Genomic DNA, 16,073 nt, shown 5'->3' with positions numbered 1-16,073 from the left:
CCTCGGGCACTCACCCCCGGTGCCCGCCGCCCCTGCGACGCCCCCTCGGCACCCACCGCTGCCCAGCGCCCCTCCACGCCCCGTACGGCGCACGCGCGGGCGCTCGCCCCCGGTGCCCGCCGCACCCCTACGACGCGCCCTCGGCACTCACCCCGCCCTGGTGCCCGCCGCACCCCCTGCGACGCCTCCTCGGCACGGCACTCGCCCCGCGCCCCGGTGGCCGCCGCACCCCCTGCGACTCCCCCTGGGCACTCGCCGCCTGCCCCGCGTGCCCCCCGGAGCCCCCTGCGGGCGCGTCTTGCGAGCGCCCCACTCCACCGGCCGGCGTGGCCGCTGGCCGGCGCGGGGGAATGCGGAGCTCTACGTGCCCCACCGTGCCGCTGTCGCCAGCAGGCTCATCCCCTGTTGCGTGGCGGGCGGGGCCGGGGTCCCGGCCCCGCGTCACCGCCACCCCGGGCGCGTCCCCCGCGCGCCGGGTGTGGCAGCCGCTGGTACGGCGTGGCACCGGCCCTGGTTTCCCGTGTCGCACGTGTGGCGACTGCTCCAGAGCCGCACGCCGGTCAGCGGCTGCCGCGTCCTTCCGTCAGATGGTCCATGGGATGTCGCAGTCGATCTTCGGGTTCGTCTCGCACAGGCGAGGCGGGTCCGGGACCGGTCCGTCGGCGGTGATGCCGGCGGGGCCGGTGACCCCGGTGAAGGCCGTTGCCGCTATCCCCAGGATGACTAGCCACTTGCGCATGTCTGCCCCCGTCATTCGTCGGATCGACGGCGCCGACGGTAGCGAGGGCCGCTTTGGTTTCGCTTTATCGCTGGTCAGGAGCGGGTGGTGGTGGTCGGGGTGCCGTGCCAGCTCTGCCACAGCGCCGCGTAGGAGCCGCCTTCGGCGACGAGCTCGTCGTGGGAGCCGAGCTCGCTGATGCGGCCGTCCTCGACGACGGCGACCCGGTCGGCGTCGTGGGCGGTGTAGAGGCGGTGGGCGATGGCGATGACGGTGCGGCCGTCGAGGACGGCCGCGAGGGAGCGTTCGAGGTGCCGGGCGGCGCGCGGGTCGATGAGCGAGGTGGCCTCGTCCAGGACGAGCGTGTGCGGGTCGGCGAGCACGAGGCGGGCCAGCGCGAGCTGCTGGGCGTGGGCCGGGGAGACGTCGAGGCCGCCGGAGCCGACGACGGTGTCGAGGCCGTCGGGCAGGGCGAGCACCCAGTCGAGCGCGTCGACGGCCGCGAGCGCGTCGCGTACGGCGTCGTCGTCGGCCTCGGGCCGGGCGATCAGCAGGTTGTCGCGCAGCGTGCCCTTGAAGACGTGGTGCTCCTGGGTGACGAGCGCGACGTGGCCGCGCAGGTCGTCCAGGGGCAGGTCGACGAGCGGCACGCCGCCGACGGTGACGGCGCCGGTGCGGGGGCCGTGGATGCCGGCGAGCAGCCGGCCGAGGGTGGACTTGCCGGCGCCGGACGGGCCGACCATCGCCAGCCGTTCGCCGGGCCGCACGGTCAGCGACACGCCGTGGAGCACGTCGCGGCCGGGCCGGTAGGCGTAGCGGACGTCGTCGGCTTCCAGCAGTTCGCCGGTGGGGCGGGCGTCGCTGGGCTGCCGGTCGTCGGGCACGTTGGCGACGCCGAGCAGCCGCGCCATGGCGGCCCCGCCGACCTGGAGCTCGTCGATCCACATGAGGAACCGGTCGAGCGGGTCGATGAGCTGCTGGGCGTAGAGGGTGGCGGCGGTGACCTGGGCGAGCGTGACCCAGCCCGAGCTGTAGAAGAGGCCGCCGCACAGCAGCGCGGCCACGACGGGGACGACGTAGCCGAGCTCGACGGAGGGGAACCAGATGACGCGCAGGCGCAGCGTGTAGCGTTCGGCGGCGAAGGAGCGGCTGATGTCGCGGTCGGTGCGTTCGCGGCGGCGTTGCTGGAGGCCGAGGGCCTCGATGGCACGGGCGCCCTCGACGGTTTCGGCCAGCCCTTCGGTCATGTCGGCATATGCGGCGTTCTCCCGCAGGTAGCCGTCACGGGCCCGCTTCAGGTACCAGCGGGTGCTGAAGTAGAGCAGCGGCGCCGCGACCAGCATGGGCAGCATGAGCAGCGGCCCGACGAGCAGCAGCGCGCCGATGGTGATCGTGAACGTGACCACGGCGATCAGCGTCTCCGGCACGGCGTGCCGTACGGTCCTGGACAGGGAGTCGACGTCGCGGGACGTACGGGTGAGCAGGTCGCCGGCGCCGGCCCGCTCGACCGTGGAGAGCGGCAGCGCGAGCACCTGGTCGACGAACTCCTCGCGCAGCTCGGCCAGGACCTTCTCGCCGAGCTTGGACGAGGCGAGCACGGCGTAGCGCACCAGCGTCCCCTGCAGCAGCAGGAATCCGGCGATGCCGGCGGCGACCAGGAACGCGTTGACCTCGGCGCCCGTCTCGACGTCACGTACGAGATTGCCGAGCAGCCACGGCACGGCCAGGCCCGCGACGGCGGCGAGCCCGTGCAGGCCGAGCGCGCCGGCGAGCTGGCGCGGGTACTTCAGCGTGAGCCGCCGCGCGTAGGCGCGCACCTGTTTCTGATCGGCGACGGGCAGGATCTCGCGGGCCATCTCGTCAGTCCTCCCCTCGGGTGACGGTCGCGGCGTAGGCGGGCGCGGTGGCCAGCAGGTCGCGGTGGGCTCCTTCGGCTCGTACGCGACCGTCCTCGACGTAGAAGACGTGGTCGGTACGGTCGAGCACGAGCGGGCTGGTGGTGCAGATGAGCGTGGTCTTGCCGGCGCGGGCGTCGGCGAGACGCTGGGCGATGCGGGCCTCGCTATGGGCGTCGACGGCGCTGGTCGGCTCGACGAGGATCAGCACCTCCGGGTCGGCAATCAGCGCGCGGGCGAGCCGGAGCCGCTGCTGCTGACCGCCGGAGAACTCGCGCCCGGCCTCGGCCACCTCGGCGTCGAGCCCGTCGGGCAGCGCCTCGACGATGTCCTCGGCGCAGGCGTCGTGGAGGGCCTGGCGGACGCGTTCGGCGGAGGCGCCGCCGCGTACGTCGAGCTCGTCGCGCAGCGGGCCGGTGAACAGGCGGGCGCCGTTGTCGGCGACCAGGATGCGCTCACGTACCTCGTCGAGGGGCAGCGTGGCGAGCTCGGCGGGGCCGAAGGTGACGTCGCCGTCGGAGTAGCGGCCGAGGCGGTCGGCGATGGCGGCGGCGTCCTCGGGGCTGCTCGCGGCCAGCGCGGTCAGCCTGCCGGGTTGTACGGTGACGCCGCTGTAGGAGTCGCGCAGCACGCCGCCCGCGCTGGCGCCGGAGCCGCCGGTCACCTCGGGTTCGATCGACAGGATGCGGACCACGCGGCGGGCGGCGACGTGGCCCTTGGTCAGCTTGTCTGCCGCCTCGGTGAGCGTGCGCATCGGCCCGATGAGGAACACCGCGTAGGTGTAGAAGGCGACGAGCTGGCCGACGGAGATCTGGCCGGACAGCGCGAAGGACGCGCCGACGCCGGTGACGAGCGCGATGAGCAGGCCCGGCAGCAGGATCTGGGCGCCTTCGAGCAGCGACTCGACGCGCGCGACGGAGACGCCGGCGTGGCGCGCCCGCTGTGACTCCTCGCGGTAGCGCTCGGCGAACACCCGCTCGCCGCCGATGCCGCGCAGCACCCGCAGCCCGGCCACGATGTCGGCCGCCCGGGTGGACAGGTCGCCGGTCAGGTCGCGCTGCCGGTGCTGCCGCTTGTGCAGGGGCTTGAGCAGCGGCGCGACGGCGCCCGCCATGACGGGCACGCCGACCAGCACGAGCAGGCCGAGCGGCAGCGAGGTGGAGATGAGGATCACCGTCACGGTGACGATCGCCACGACGGCGCCGGTGCCGCGCAGCAGGATGTCCATGGAGCTGCCGATGTGCGCGATGTCGGAGTTGCCGACGCTGACCACCTCGCCGGTCGACAGCCGCTTGGGCAGGGTGGCGCCGAGCCTGGCCGCCTGCCGGGTGGTGAGCTGGACGGTGCGGTAGGCGGCGGCCAGCCAGTTGTAGACGGCGAACCGGTGCCGCATGATCCCGCTGAACGCCTGCACCAGCCCGAGCGCCAGCAGCACTCCCGACCAGGTCAGCAGCGCGCGGGTGTCCTTGGCCGTGACGGCGTCGATGCCCTTGCCGAGCACGGCGGGCACGAGCGACTGCACGAGCCACCACAGCGTGGCGAACCCGATGCCGGCCAGCAGCTGACGGCCCTGGCGACGGGCGTTCCACCAGAGGTAGCGCAGTGGGCTTCGGATGTCGGGCACGCCGGGATCGGCTTCGGGAAGGGAGCGCATAGCCTGTCAAGGTTGACAAAGTCGTTGCCGCTCCAGCAATCCATTTTTCCAGGGCTGACGCGCGCCCGGGAGTGCGCCAGAATCGTTGGCTGTGGAGCACGGCTACACCAACAGCACCGTCGGAGACGGCGCCCTGGTCGTCAAGTGTTACCAGGGTCCCGACGCGCGGATCAGGCTCGGGACGGAGAGCCGGTTCCTGCGGCGGCTGCGCGGGCGGCTGCCGGTGCCGCGCCTGCATTCCGTCACCGAGACGAGCCTGAGCATGCAGTTCGTGCCGGGTGCGCACGGCCAGGACCTGCTCGACGAGGGCCGGGCGGCGGAGGTGCTGGCGGAGTGCGGGCGCACGCTGGCGCGGCTGCACCGGCTGGGCCTGGTGCACGGCGACTACGGGCCGCAGAACATGCTGTTCGATCCGGCGACGTTCGAGACGGCGGCGATCCTCGACTGGGAGTGGGCGCATCCCGGCCGCCCGGTGGAGGATCTGGCGTGGTGTGAGTGGATCGTCCGATCGCATCATCCGGAGCACGTGCCGCACCTGCGTCACTTCTTCGACGCCTACGGCGGACCGGTGCCGCCGTGGCCCGACCGGCACGCGTACATGCTGGCCCGCTGCCGGTCACTGCTCGACTTCACCGCCCGCTGGGAACCGGGCGGCGAGGGCGAGAAACTCTGGCGCCACCGCATCGAGACCACCAGCGCCTGGACATTCGCCTGACGCTGCGTATCTGACTCAATGTCCTGAATACATCCTGGCGAGGTCCACGAGCTCGACATCGCGCCGGCCCTCGGCGGCGCGCAGCAGTTCGCCGCTGAAACCGGATCGCGTGAACAGCAGCAGCTTGGGCGGGCCGTCGACGCGCGCGTCAGGGAGCAGGGCGCGTAGGTGCTCGAGCCGCTGAAGCTGGGGCACGTCCATGGGCGCGAGCGTGCTCTTCGCCTCGCCGATGGCGATGACGCGATCGGACGCGAACGAGTTCGTCTCGCTGACGACCAGGTCCAGCTCGTGTCCACGGCGATGCTGCGGGCAGGCGATCTCGCTGGGGCGCACCGCCGTCGCGAAGCCGCCGAGCGTGTCCTGCGACGCGTGTCGGAAGCACCATTCCCGGGCCAGGTCCTCGAAATGGGGGCCGTAGATCTTGGCTGCCACGGTGTCGGCGTTCGACTGCCAGACGCGCTCCGCCTGACCGATGACCAGCTGGGGCTCGTGTCGTTGCGTGATGAGGTTGTGCAACCGTACGACCGGCTCGGCGATCCGGAACACGCTGCGCTTGGCACGCAGGGCGTCATCGATCCGTTCCAGCAGCCCGATGTCGGTCAACCCGGACAGCAGATGCGCGATGGCGGCGGCGGGCCGGCCCATCGCGGCCGCGATCTCACCACGGCGGTGGTTGCCGGCGCTGATGGCGGCCAGCGTGGCGGCGTAGGAGGTGGGGTCCGAGATGGAGGGCTCCTCACGGAGCACCAGCCCGCCCTCGCGGAACATCGCCGACGCGGGATTCAGCAGCCGTCGCCCCACCCACTGGTCGAACCCGGCGAGGTCGGCAGGTCCCGATCCGGCGCACATCTCCAGATAGGCGGGCGTGCCGCCGACGAGCGCGTTCACCCTGAACGCCAGCTCCGGGTCGTGTTGGAGCCCCCAGAACGCGCTCGCGTCGCGGAACCCGAAAGGCTTCACCACCAGTTCGAGCACCGCACGCCCCCGGAGCGGGGCTCCGCCGCCGAGCAGCTGGGCCATGGTGGTGAGAGCGCTGCCGCACAGGATCAGTCGGGTGGACGTGCGCTCCCGTGCATGACCGAGCGGGCTCAGGGCCTGCTGGAGGTAGGAGGGCAGGGCCGGTGTGGCGGACACGAGGTAGGGGAACTCGTCGATGATCACAGGCACCGCCCGCTCTTCCCCGAGGCGAAGGAGCTCGTCCAGCGCCTCACGCCAGTTCGTGAAGACGACCGGTTGCCTGAGGTTGCGATGTTCGGCGTAGGCGGCGCCGAGGTCGGCGAGGTTCTGCGCCTCGCTCTGCTGGGTGGCGCCGAAGAGCATGCCGCCCGTCTCCCGCGCCAGCAGCTCGAGCATGAGCGTCTTTCCTTGCCTGCGACGTCCGTAGACCAGGCCCAAGGTGGCACCAGGGGACGGCGCCGCGACGAAGTCGGCCAGCTCCTCCCACTCGAAGTCCCGGCCGTACAGCCGCTTGGGCTTCTTGAGGCTCATAGGATTATCATAGCTGGAACTATAATAGCTGGTGCTATATCTTTCTGGGCGAATCGGTGAAATCGCCTGCCTTACAGGGGGCCCTTTATCGCTTGACACACCCGAGTAACACTCTGGTCATGTCCACCACGCTGTATGGCCGTGCCGCCGAACAGGAAGCGGTGCGGCGGCTGCTCGACGGGGCACGGGGCGGTGACGGGGGCGCGCTGGCGGTGCTGGGGGCGCCGGGGATCGGCAAGACCGCCGTCCTGGAGCTGGCGGCCTCGCTGGTGAACGAGTTCACGGTGCTGCGGGCGCGCGGGGTGCGGCAGGAAGCCCACCTGCCGCTGTCCGGGCTGGACGCGCTGCTGCGGCCGGTCGCCGATCGGGTGCGGTCCGGGGTGCTCGGGCGGGCCCTGCGCACCGGGGTGGCCGGAGGCGGGGTGGCCCTGCCGGTGGCGGTGCTGGAGTTCCTGCGCGAGCTCGCCGCCGAGCAGCCGGTGCTGGTGCGCGTGGACGACGTGCACCTGCTCGACCGGGCCAGCCGCGAGGCGGTCTGCTTCGCGGCCAGGCGGCTGGCCGGCGAACGGATCGCGCTCCTCCTCTCAGCCCGTACGCCGGGCGACCCGCCGGTGCCCGACGACGTCCCGGTCCTCGCCGTCGGACCGCTGGACGACACCGCGAGCCACGCGCTGGCCAGGGACCTGCTGTCCGGCCGGGCCTCGGAGGGCTTGTGCGCCTGTCTGGTACGGGTCGCCCACGGCAACCCGCTGGGGCTGCGCGAACTCGCCGAGTCGCTGACCGCCGCGCAACTCGCCGGGCTCGCCCCGCCGCCCGACACCCTGCCGCCCGATGGCCGCCTCCACCGGGCACACGCGGAACGGCTCGCGGGCTTACCGGACGAGGCCCGCGCCCTGCTCCTCCTCCTGGCCGCCGCCCCCGGCCTCCCCACCAGCGACCTCCTCCAGGCCGCAGAGGACCCGCCTTGCGCTCGCCCCACGGCCGCGCCCCTGGGAGCGCGCCAAACCACCGACTGGTCAGCCGTCCGGACGGGCGATCCCGTGGCCATCCCGGCGCCTCCCTCCCGGCGCGCCGACGATCCTCCCGCCGAAGCGGCACCCGTTCGGTCCACGGACCCACTCGCCGTGCTTGCGGTGGCCGAGCGGGCGGGGGTGATCCGGCCGGACGGGGACCGGTACGTGTTCGCCGACGAGACGCTGCGGGCCGTCGCGTACGCCGAAGCCCCGCTGGCCCGCCGCCGCGAGGTGCACCGGCTGCTCGGGAGGCAGCTCACCGGCCTGCCCGGCGCCTGGCACCGCGCCGCCGCACTCGACGGCCCGCCGGACGAACTCGCCGCCGACCTGGCCGCCGCCGCCTCCACCGCCGCCCGCACCACCCCGTACGCCCCCGCCCCACCACCCATCTACGCCCCAAGCCAAAGCCACACACCGGGCACAATCCACGAGCCCACCACGGACAACGCGGCGCAGGGACCGGGCGGGCCGAACGGACCAAGCGGCTCGGGTGGTGGTCACTGTCACCCCACTCCCTCCCTCGCGTACGAGAGGGCCGCGCAGCTCGGCGGCGACGAGGCGAGCAAGGCGGCATGGCTGGCAGCGGCGGCTCGGCACGCGTGGATGTCCGGGGACTTCCCCCGGGCCAGGTCGCTGCTGGCCGGGTTGCACCGCCCGGTGGTCACCGACGAGGCTGAGCTCATGTACGGGCGGCTGGAGCTGCTCAGTGGCCATGCCGACAGCGCCAGCGCCAAGCTGCTGGCCGCCGCCGCCCGGCTCGTGGACCGTGACCGGCTGGTCGCGGTCAAGGCGCTCCTGCATGCCGCCGAAGCCAGCTACATGTCCGGCGATATCCGTACATTTCACGCAATCGCCCACCAAGCCGCACTCCTGCGGCGCAGCGACGACTGCCAGGACACGCAGCTCATGTTCGAGTATCTGGAGGGGATCGCGGCGACGTTCAGCGGCAGGCACCGGGCGGCGGCCGGGCCACTGTGGCGGGTCGTCGCGCTGGCCCCGGCCGTACGCAACCCCACCACCCTCGTCTGGGCCTGCGTGGCGAGCCTGCTGCTCGGCGAGGACGCCACGGCCATCGAGCTGTCGGCCCGCGCGATCGACACCGCACGCCGACGCGGCGCGGTCAGCGTGGTGCCCCAGCTGCTGGAGTCGCTGATCCAGGCGGAGTTCTGGCTGGGCCGCTACTCGTCGGTGGCCACGCACGCCGCCGACGGGCTGCGGCTGGCGCAGGCGTCGGGACAGCTCAACTCCGCCGCCCGTCACCTCGGCTGGCTGGCCCACGCCGCCGCCGTACAGGGCGACGCACAAGGCTGCCGCGAACGCGCCCACGCCGCGCTGGACCTGGCCGAATCCCATGGTCTCGGCATCGCCACCAGCCTCGGCAACTGGGCGCTGGCCCACCTCGACCTGGCCACTGGACGTCCGGCGGAGGCGGCGGCCAAGCTGCGCGGCCATCGCGGCAACGATCATGTCGTCATCCGGGTCATGGCCAGCCCGCACTTCATCGAGGCGGCAGCCCGTACCGGTGACCGCAGGCGTGCCTCGGCCGCGCTGCGGGTGCTCGACCGCTGGGCGGGCAGCACGCGCAGCCCCGACCGGCGCGCGCTCGTGGCGCGCTGCCGGGCGCTGCTCGCCACCGGCGGCGAGGCCGGCGAGCTGTTCAGGGAGGCGCTGGAGCTGCACGCGTGCCCGTTCGAGACGGCGCGCACGCAGTTGCTGTACGGGGTCGCGCTGCGCAGGGAACGCCGGCCGGGTGCCGCCAGAGAACACCTGCACGGCGCCCTGGAGACGTTCCAGCGCCTCGGCGCGGGCCTGTGGAGCGAGCGCGCCAGGACCGAGCTGCGCGCGTCGGGCGAGACCGTCGTGCCCATCGCGCCGGCCGACGGCCCCGAGCGGCTGCTCACCGCACAGCAGTTGCGCATCGCCCGCCTGGTGGCCGAAGGCGCCACGAACCGCGAGGTCGCCGCGCAACTCTTCCTCAGCCCGCGCACGATCGACCACCACCTCCGCAACGTCTTCGCCAAGCTCGGCGTACGCTCACGCGTCGAACTGTCGCGCCTCCTCTCCTGACACCGGCGATTCACCCGATGCATCCCCTTCACCCCCGTTTGAAAATGACGACGTCGCACCCCCCGAGAACCTGGAGTTCCCGACATGTCGTCATCCCCAGCGAGGACCATCGCGAAGATCGCCATGGCCGCGACCCTGGCATGCGGAACCATCGCGCTGCCCGCGCATGCCGCCAGCCCGTACGAGCGCGGCCCCGACCCCACCGACGCCATCCTCGAAGCGCTCCGCGGCCCCTTCTCCACCTCCGACCAGTCGGTCTCCTCCCTCAGCGTGAGCGGGTTCGGCGGCGGAGAGGTCTACTACCCGAACGACACCAGCCAGGGCACGTTCGGCGCGATCGCCATCTCCCCCGGCTACACCGCCTCCTGGTCCAGCCTCGACTGGCTCGGCCCGCGCATCGCCTCGCACGGCTTCGTGGTCATCGGCATCGAGACCAACTCCCGCTACGACCAGCCCGCCAGCCGCGGCCGCCAGCTCCTGGCCGCCCTCGACTGGCTGGTCGAGGACAGCCCGCTCGCCATCCGCAGCCGCATCGACGGCTCCCGCCTGGCCGTGGCCGGCCACTCCATGGGCGGCGGCGGCTCCCTCGAAGCCGCCGACGACCGCCCCACACTGCAGGCCGCGGTCCCGCTCGCGCCGTGGAACCTGACCAAGAACTGGTCCGGCGTACGCGTCCCGACGCTGATCATCGGCGGCGAGAGCGACTCCGTCGCCTCGGTCACCACCCACTCCCAGCCGTTCTACGAGAGCATCCCCTCCTCGTCGGAGAAGGCGTATCTGGAGCTCAACAACGCCAGCCACTTCTTCCCGCAGACCACGAACACCACGATGGCCAAGTCGATGGTCGCCTGGCTGAAGAGGTTCGTCGACGACGACACCCGCTACGAACGCTTCCTCTGCCCGCCACCGAGCGGCACGGCCATCGAGGAATACCGCGACACCTGCCCCCACTGACGCACACCCAGTCCCGGCCTCCCGTGAGCAACTCCAGGGGAGGCCGGGACGGCCCATGCAGCCCTTTCCCGCAGCACAACCGGACCTTCCACAGCACAACCGGCACTCCCCACAGCGCAACCGGCACTCCCCAGGCCCACAGCAGCCCCCCAGGCCCACAGCAGGGGCCCGCAGCAGGCCCCCAGGCGCCCCACAGCAGGTCCACAGCACGCCCGCACGGCCCCTTCACAAGGTCCGCACGCGCACGCGCTTCCCTGACCGGGGACGGGACCCGGCGCGCAGCCCGTTCAGCGCCGTCCGGTGAGGGCCGCGATGCCCAGCGGGATGACCGCCCAGCAGCCGAGCACCGTGAAAGCCACCCATCCCGGCATGATGGCCGGCACCTGCCCGATGAGCTGCAGTGCCGGATAGGTCGGCAATAAGTAGTTGCCCCACTCGCCCCCGGGCAGCATGCGGGCCACGAACGGCACCAACAGGATGATCGCCATCAGCGCCGCCATCGCCGCCGCCCCGTTACGCAGGAGGGCGCCCAGCGCCAGCCCCAGCAGGGTGGTCGCCACGATCATGAGGGTGCCGCCGGCGATCACCGGCCACGCCTCCCCCGGCAGTGCCGACGGGTTGAACTCGGCGGCCACCACGCGCCCGTACAGATAGCCGGGAACCGCGATGAGCAGCGAGGCGACGACCGCTGCGCCGGCCAGCACCACAGCCTTGGCCAGCAGGACCCGCGACCTTGCGGGCGTGGCGACATGCGTGGCGTCGATCATGCCGGACGCGTGCTCGCCGCTGATCGTCATCACACCGAGCATCCCGAGCGGGAGCTGGGCCAGGATGACGCCCACGTACACGGCCACCACGATGCCCATGGCGGCCTGGTCAGGGGCGTGACCGGGGTCCCAGCGCGAGATGACGGCGCCGGCGCCCAGCGCGGTGAGCACGAGCGCGACGAACACCGCGATCCCCATCGTCCACCAGGTCGAACGCAGGGTCCGCAACTTGATCCATTCAGCGTTGACCGTGTCCACCGCGCACCCCCGAATGCCTCATGTCCTGAACTGCCCCACGTCGCTCCCGAGCTCCCTCGTCCCGCTCCGGAGCCTCCTCCCGGCCCTCCGAGACAAGGTCCATGAACACGTCCTCCAACGACGTCCCCGGCCGGACCAGCTCGGCGATCGGCGCGTCGGCGAGCAGCCTGCCGCGCCCGATGACGATCAGATGGTCCGCCGTCAGCGCCATCTCGCTCATCAGGTGGCTCGACACGAGGACCGTGCGGCCTTCGGCGGCCAGCGACCTCAGCAACTGCCGCGTCCAGCGGATGCCCTCGGGGTCGAGCCCGTTGACCGGCTCGTCGAGCAGGAGCGTGCCGGGATCGCCGAGCAGCGCCGCGGCGATGCCCAGCCGCTGTTTCATGCCGAGGGAGAAGCCGCCGATCCGTTTGCCGGCCGCGTCGCTGAGGCCGACGAGGTCGAGCAGCCCTCCCACGCGCCGTGCGGAGAGCCCGTTGGAGGCCGCCAGCCAGCGCAGGTGCTGCTCGGCGCGCCGCCCGCCCTGCACCGCCGTCGCGTCCAGCAGCGCGCCGACGTGGGTGAGCGGCCGTTCCAAGCTTCGGTACGGTCTGCCGCCGACGGTGGCTTGACCGGCGGTGGGCCGGTCGAGGCCGAGGATCAGCCGCATGGTCGTGGTCTTCCCGGCGCCGTTGGAGCCGAGGAAGCCGGTGATCCTGCCCGACGGCACCACGAAGGTGAGGTCGTCCACGGCCAGGGTCTGTTTGAAACGCCGGGTGAGCCCGTTCACTTCGATCACGTGCTCCACGATCGGCCGGAACGAGGGTTTTCCACATCGGTCCTGAGACCGATGTTCGGCCCCGCCGCCCCGGTTACCTTCGTTCCGTGCGCGAAGACCTCCGTCCCCCGCTGTTGAGCCGGGTCCCCGAGCGGGCCTGGCTGTGCCTCGACGCAGGCGTCGCCGTGTTCTTCGCGGCCGCCTTCGTGGGGCTCGCCTCGTCACGCGGCAGCGTGGCGCCCGACGCGTTCGACTATGCGGCGGCTCTGGCGACGACCTTGCCGATCGCGGTCCGGCGGCTCTGGCCGCGGGCGGTGTTCCTGGTGGTGCTGGCGGCGGGGCTCGGCATGCGAGAGTTCCTGCTCCCGCACGCCGACCTGCTGTGCCTGCCCCTCGCCCTTTACACGGTGGCGGCACGCCACCGGGCCGCGGTCCCCCTCGTGGCGGCCGTCGCCGTGGGCTGGCAGGGCGTGGCCGAGCTGCCGGTGACCGACACGGTGCTGGAGCAACTAGCCCTGGTGGCGGCGATCCTGGTCGCCTCCTGGGCCGTCGGCACGACCGTGCGCCAGCGCCGGGTCTACACCGAGCGGCTGACCCAGCACGCCGAGCAGCGCGCCCGGGCCCAAGCCGCGGAGGAGCGGCTGCGCATCGCCAGGGAGTTACACGACGTCGTCGGCCACAGCCTCAGCACGATCGCCGTCCAGGCGGGCGTGGCGGGCCACGTGGGCATCGAGGGCGAGATGAGCCGGGCGCTGCATTCGATCGAGGAGACCAGCCGGTCCGCGCTGCGCGAGACCGGAAGGCTGCTCGGCGTGCTGCGCGACGACGACGGGGCGGAGCTCGCCCCCGTTCCCGGCCTGGCCGATCTCGGCGTGCTGGTGAGGCGGGCCGAGGCGACCGGGCTGGAAGTGGACTTGGCGATCGACGGCAAGGTGAACGGAGAAATGGAGCTGACGGTCTACCGGATCGTGCAGGAGGCGCTGACCAACGTGGTCAGGCATGCCGACGCCCAGCACGTCGACGTCCGGATCCAGCGGCAGGAGGGCGGGCTGGTCGTGGAGGTCGTCGACGACGGCCGCCACGGGCCGGTGCGGCCTTACGGGCACGGGCTGACGGGGTTGCGCGAGCGGGTGCGCGTCTTCGGCGGCGAGTTCGCGGCGGGCGCCCACGCGCCGGGCGGATTCCGGGTGATGGCGAGGTTGCCTCAGTGACACGAGTGCTGGTGGCCGACGACCAACCGCAGATCAGGGGCAGCTTCCGCCTGCTGGTCGACAGTGCGCCCGGATGTGTGGCGATCGGTGAGGCCGCGACGGGTGCGGAGGCGGTGCGGCTCGCCGAGCGGGACCGTCCCGATCTGGTCCTGATGGACGTACGCATGCCGGTGATGGACGGGATCGAGGCCACCCGCCTCATCTGCGCCGCCCGCCCGGAGACCCGCGTGCTCATCGTGACCACGTTCGACCTGGACGAGTACGTCTACGGGGCGCTGCGCGCCGGAGCCGCGGGCTTCATGCTCAAGCACACCCCGGCGGCCGAGCTGCTCAAGGCCATCGAGGTGATCGCGTCAGGCGAGTCGCTGCTGGCGCCGACCGCCACCCGGCGGTTGATCCAGCAGTTCGTGAGCTCCGCGCCGCCCGCCGTGGAGCGGAGCCGGAGCCTGGTGTCGCGTGCCGCCGAGCGGATCCGGCGTCCGGCGCCGCCTCCGCCGCTGGCCATCACCGAGCGGGAGCGCGAGGTGCTCGTCCTGGTCGCGAAGGGGCTGTCCAACGCCGAGATCGCCGGACAGCTCTACCTCAGCCTCAGCACGGTGAAGACGCATGTCAGTCATCTGCTCACCAAGCTGGACGCGCGCAGCCGCATCCACCTGGTCATCGCGGCGTACGAGGCGGGGCTGGTCTGACGGCGAACCAGGCCCGCGACGATCCCGGCACGACGAGCAGCACGGCCATCACCACCCCATAGGCAGCGACGAAGAGACCGAAAAGCCCATAGCCCGGTACGTACGGCCCCGACGACGACTCATGCACGGACAGCCCCGCCGGCACCAGCAACCCGCCCACCAGCATCAGGAAGATCCGTGAGCCCCGCCAGCCGCGCCACAGCCCTTGCGCCGCCGAAACACCGGCGAAGGAGGCCATCGCGGCGAGCAGGACGAGCGGCCAGAAACCTTGGAAGATCCCGACCACCGCGGAGACGAGCACGACCAACACGCCCAACTCGAACATCACCGCCGCGGCGACGACCTGCGCGGGCGGCCTGTCTTGGAGGGTCACGCGCTCGAACGTACCCACTCACGCCCTTACCAGGAGGACCGATTCCTTTTTGTCCCGGCACCCGTCACACGGTCGAGAACGTGACAGAAACGGAGCAACACCCCATGCGCACCACCACGACCACGACCGTGATCTCCCGCGACGGCACCCCGATCGCCTTCGAGCAGCTCGGCACCGGTCCCGCCGTCATCCTGGTCGCCTCTGCGCTGGCCGACCGCAAGGACGCGGCCAAGCTCGCCCGCCTGCTCGCACCGCGCTTCACCGTGATCAACTACGACCGGCGGGGGCGGGGCGCGAGCGGCGACGGGTCCGCCTACACCGTGGAGCGCGAGATCGAGGACGTGGCCGCGCTCATCCATCATGCGGGCGGCTCGGCGTCGCTGTTGGGCAGCTCCTCCGGCGCGGTGCTCGCCCTGCGTGCCGCCGCCGCGGGCCTCAACGTCGACCGCCTGGCCCTGTACGAGCCGCCGTTCGCGGTGACGGGCGACGGGTTCGCGCCACCGGCCGGGTTCGCCCAGGAGATCGACGCCCTGCTGGCCGCCGACCGGCCTGGGGATGCCGTCAAGCACTTCATGACCCGGGCGCAGGGGATGCCGTCGTTCATGGTCGCCATGATGCGGCTGATGCCGGGCGTGTGGTCCACGCTCAAGAAGTTCGCGCCCACGCTGCCGTACGACATCGCGGTGATGGGCGACACTCAGCAGGGGCGGCCTCTGGATGCAGCCGCATGGGCGGGAGCCGTCGCGCCCACGCTGGTGCTGACCGGGAGCAAGAGCCCCGCCGGGTTCCACGACGCGGCCCGGGCGCTTGCGGAGGTGCTGCCGCACGCCGAGCACCGCACGCTCGCCGGCCTCAACCACGGAGCCGTCATGATGGCCCCGCACAAGCTCGCCCCCGTCCTGTCGGACTTCCTCACGTGAAACCCCACGGACCGGCGCAGACACCCACCGCCTCCCGCCGCCCAACGCATGAGGGAGGCGCGGGCCACCCCAGCGGCGTCCGGGCTGGCGGGTTGCCCAGTGCCCAAGACGATCGGGCGAGCGGGGCGCCCCGTCCTACCCACAGGACACACCGCACCCCCCGGCCACCCCGCCACCATGGCAGCCCGCCAGCCCGCCAGCCGAACGACCGCACCCAGACGGTGGGGCTCACCGCGTCCGCCCTGACCGCGTCCGCGCCTCCACCCGACCTGCCTCCGCCCGACCCGCCCCCGACCGACCTGCCCTCGGCCAACCTGCCCCCCGCCCGACTTGACCGCGCCTGACCGCGCCCGACCTGACCGCGCCCGACCTGAGGTGAGCTGGCAGCGGATGGCGGCCCGGCGGAGCGGGTGAACGGCGGAGGGACGGCGCGCGCCCTGACGGTGGGAGGTCTAACGGTGGGGGCGATCTGACGGACGGCGGACGGACGGCGGACGGACGGCGGACAGACGGCCGTCGGGCGGACAGCCGCCCGAGCGGACGCCGGGTGGACGGACGGCGAGCGGACGGACGGACGGGGCACGAGCGGACGGC

At 72.6% G+C, this 16,073-nt stretch carries 13 protein-coding genes; 6 read left to right on the top strand and 7 right to left on the bottom strand.

Features of this window, described 5'->3' with window-relative positions; all coding sequences use genetic code 11:
* Positions 1-583 precede the first annotated feature (583 nt).
* From AB0G11_RS29835 to AB0G11_RS29825, 3 genes are all read right to left on the bottom strand, one after another.
* On the bottom strand, positions 584-739 hold the full coding sequence (locus AB0G11_RS29835; RefSeq protein WP_219511524.1) for a hypothetical protein: 156 nt from the start codon (positions 737-739) through the stop codon (positions 584-586).
* A gap of 74 nt (positions 740-813) precedes the next feature.
* Entirely contained in the window at positions 814-2,574 is a 1,761-nt protein-coding gene (locus tag AB0G11_RS29830; RefSeq protein ID WP_357589928.1) for an ABC transporter ATP-binding protein, read from the bottom strand.
* Positions 2,575-2,578: 4 nt separating this feature from the next.
* Complete coding sequence (locus AB0G11_RS29825) at positions 2,579-4,237, bottom strand: ABC transporter ATP-binding protein (protein ID WP_357589926.1); 1,659 nt, start codon at positions 4,235-4,237, stop codon at positions 2,579-2,581.
* A 121-nt stretch (positions 4,238-4,358) separates the two neighbouring features.
* On the opposite strand from AB0G11_RS29825, the gene AB0G11_RS29820 reads away from it, so the two are divergent.
* Positions 4,359-4,982 (top strand): phosphotransferase, encoded by a 624-nt coding sequence (locus tag AB0G11_RS29820; protein ID WP_357589924.1) that lies wholly within the window; start codon positions 4,359-4,361, stop codon positions 4,980-4,982.
* A gap of 15 nt (positions 4,983-4,997) precedes the next feature.
* Here the strand turns inward: AB0G11_RS29820 and AB0G11_RS29815 are convergent, their stop codons facing one another.
* On the bottom strand, positions 4,998-6,470 hold the full coding sequence (locus AB0G11_RS29815; protein WP_357589922.1) for an ATP-binding protein: 1,473 nt from the start codon (positions 6,468-6,470) through the stop codon (positions 4,998-5,000).
* Positions 6,471-6,589: 119 nt separating this feature from the next.
* Between AB0G11_RS29815 and AB0G11_RS29810 the strand changes: the two genes are divergently transcribed.
* Positions 6,590-9,550: a LuxR C-terminal-related transcriptional regulator gene (locus AB0G11_RS29810; protein WP_357589920.1), complete on the top strand. Its 2,961-nt coding sequence runs from the start codon at positions 6,590-6,592 to the stop codon at positions 9,548-9,550.
* Between the two features lie 123 nt (positions 9,551-9,673).
* A complete protein-coding gene (locus AB0G11_RS29805; protein WP_357590029.1) occupies positions 9,674-10,504 on the top strand; it encodes an alpha/beta hydrolase in 831 nt (276 codons plus the stop codon).
* Between the two features lie 287 nt (positions 10,505-10,791).
* On the opposite strand, the gene AB0G11_RS29800 is transcribed toward AB0G11_RS29805, so the two are convergent.
* Entirely contained in the window at positions 10,792-11,499 is a 708-nt protein-coding gene (locus tag AB0G11_RS29800; protein WP_357589918.1) for a hypothetical protein, read from the bottom strand.
* A 10-nt stretch (positions 11,500-11,509) separates the two neighbouring features.
* Complete coding sequence (locus tag AB0G11_RS29795; RefSeq protein ID WP_219511505.1) at positions 11,510-12,307, bottom strand: ATP-binding cassette domain-containing protein; 798 nt, start codon at positions 12,305-12,307, stop codon at positions 11,510-11,512.
* Between the two features lie 86 nt (positions 12,308-12,393).
* On the opposite strand from AB0G11_RS29795, the gene AB0G11_RS29790 reads away from it, so the two are divergent.
* Entirely contained in the window at positions 12,394-13,497 is a 1,104-nt protein-coding gene (locus AB0G11_RS29790) for a histidine kinase (protein ID WP_219511503.1), read from the top strand.
* On the top strand, positions 13,494-14,186 hold the full coding sequence (locus AB0G11_RS29785; RefSeq protein ID WP_219511501.1) for a response regulator transcription factor: 693 nt from the start codon (positions 13,494-13,496) through the stop codon (positions 14,184-14,186). The genes AB0G11_RS29790 and AB0G11_RS29785 overlap by 4 nt, the downstream gene beginning before the upstream one ends.
* Here the strand turns inward: AB0G11_RS29785 and AB0G11_RS29780 are convergent.
* Entirely contained in the window at positions 14,155-14,559 is a 405-nt protein-coding gene (locus AB0G11_RS29780; protein WP_357589916.1) for a hypothetical protein, read from the bottom strand. The genes AB0G11_RS29785 and AB0G11_RS29780 overlap by 32 nt on opposite strands.
* 104 nt (positions 14,560-14,663) lie before the next feature.
* On the opposite strand from AB0G11_RS29780, the gene AB0G11_RS29775 reads away from it, so the two are divergent.
* Positions 14,664-15,479: an alpha/beta fold hydrolase gene (locus tag AB0G11_RS29775; RefSeq protein ID WP_357589914.1), complete on the top strand. Its 816-nt coding sequence runs from the start codon at positions 14,664-14,666 to the stop codon at positions 15,477-15,479.
* Positions 15,480-16,073: the final 594 nt, after the last annotated feature.

It is taken from the genome of Nonomuraea sp. NPDC023979, assembly GCF_040639085.1.
Classification (GTDB): Bacteria; Actinomycetota; Actinomycetes; order Streptosporangiales; family Streptosporangiaceae; genus Nonomuraea; species Nonomuraea ceibae.
The sequence above is the reverse complement of the archived record's forward strand: the minus strand, read 5'-3'. Positions and strand labels throughout refer to the sequence as shown.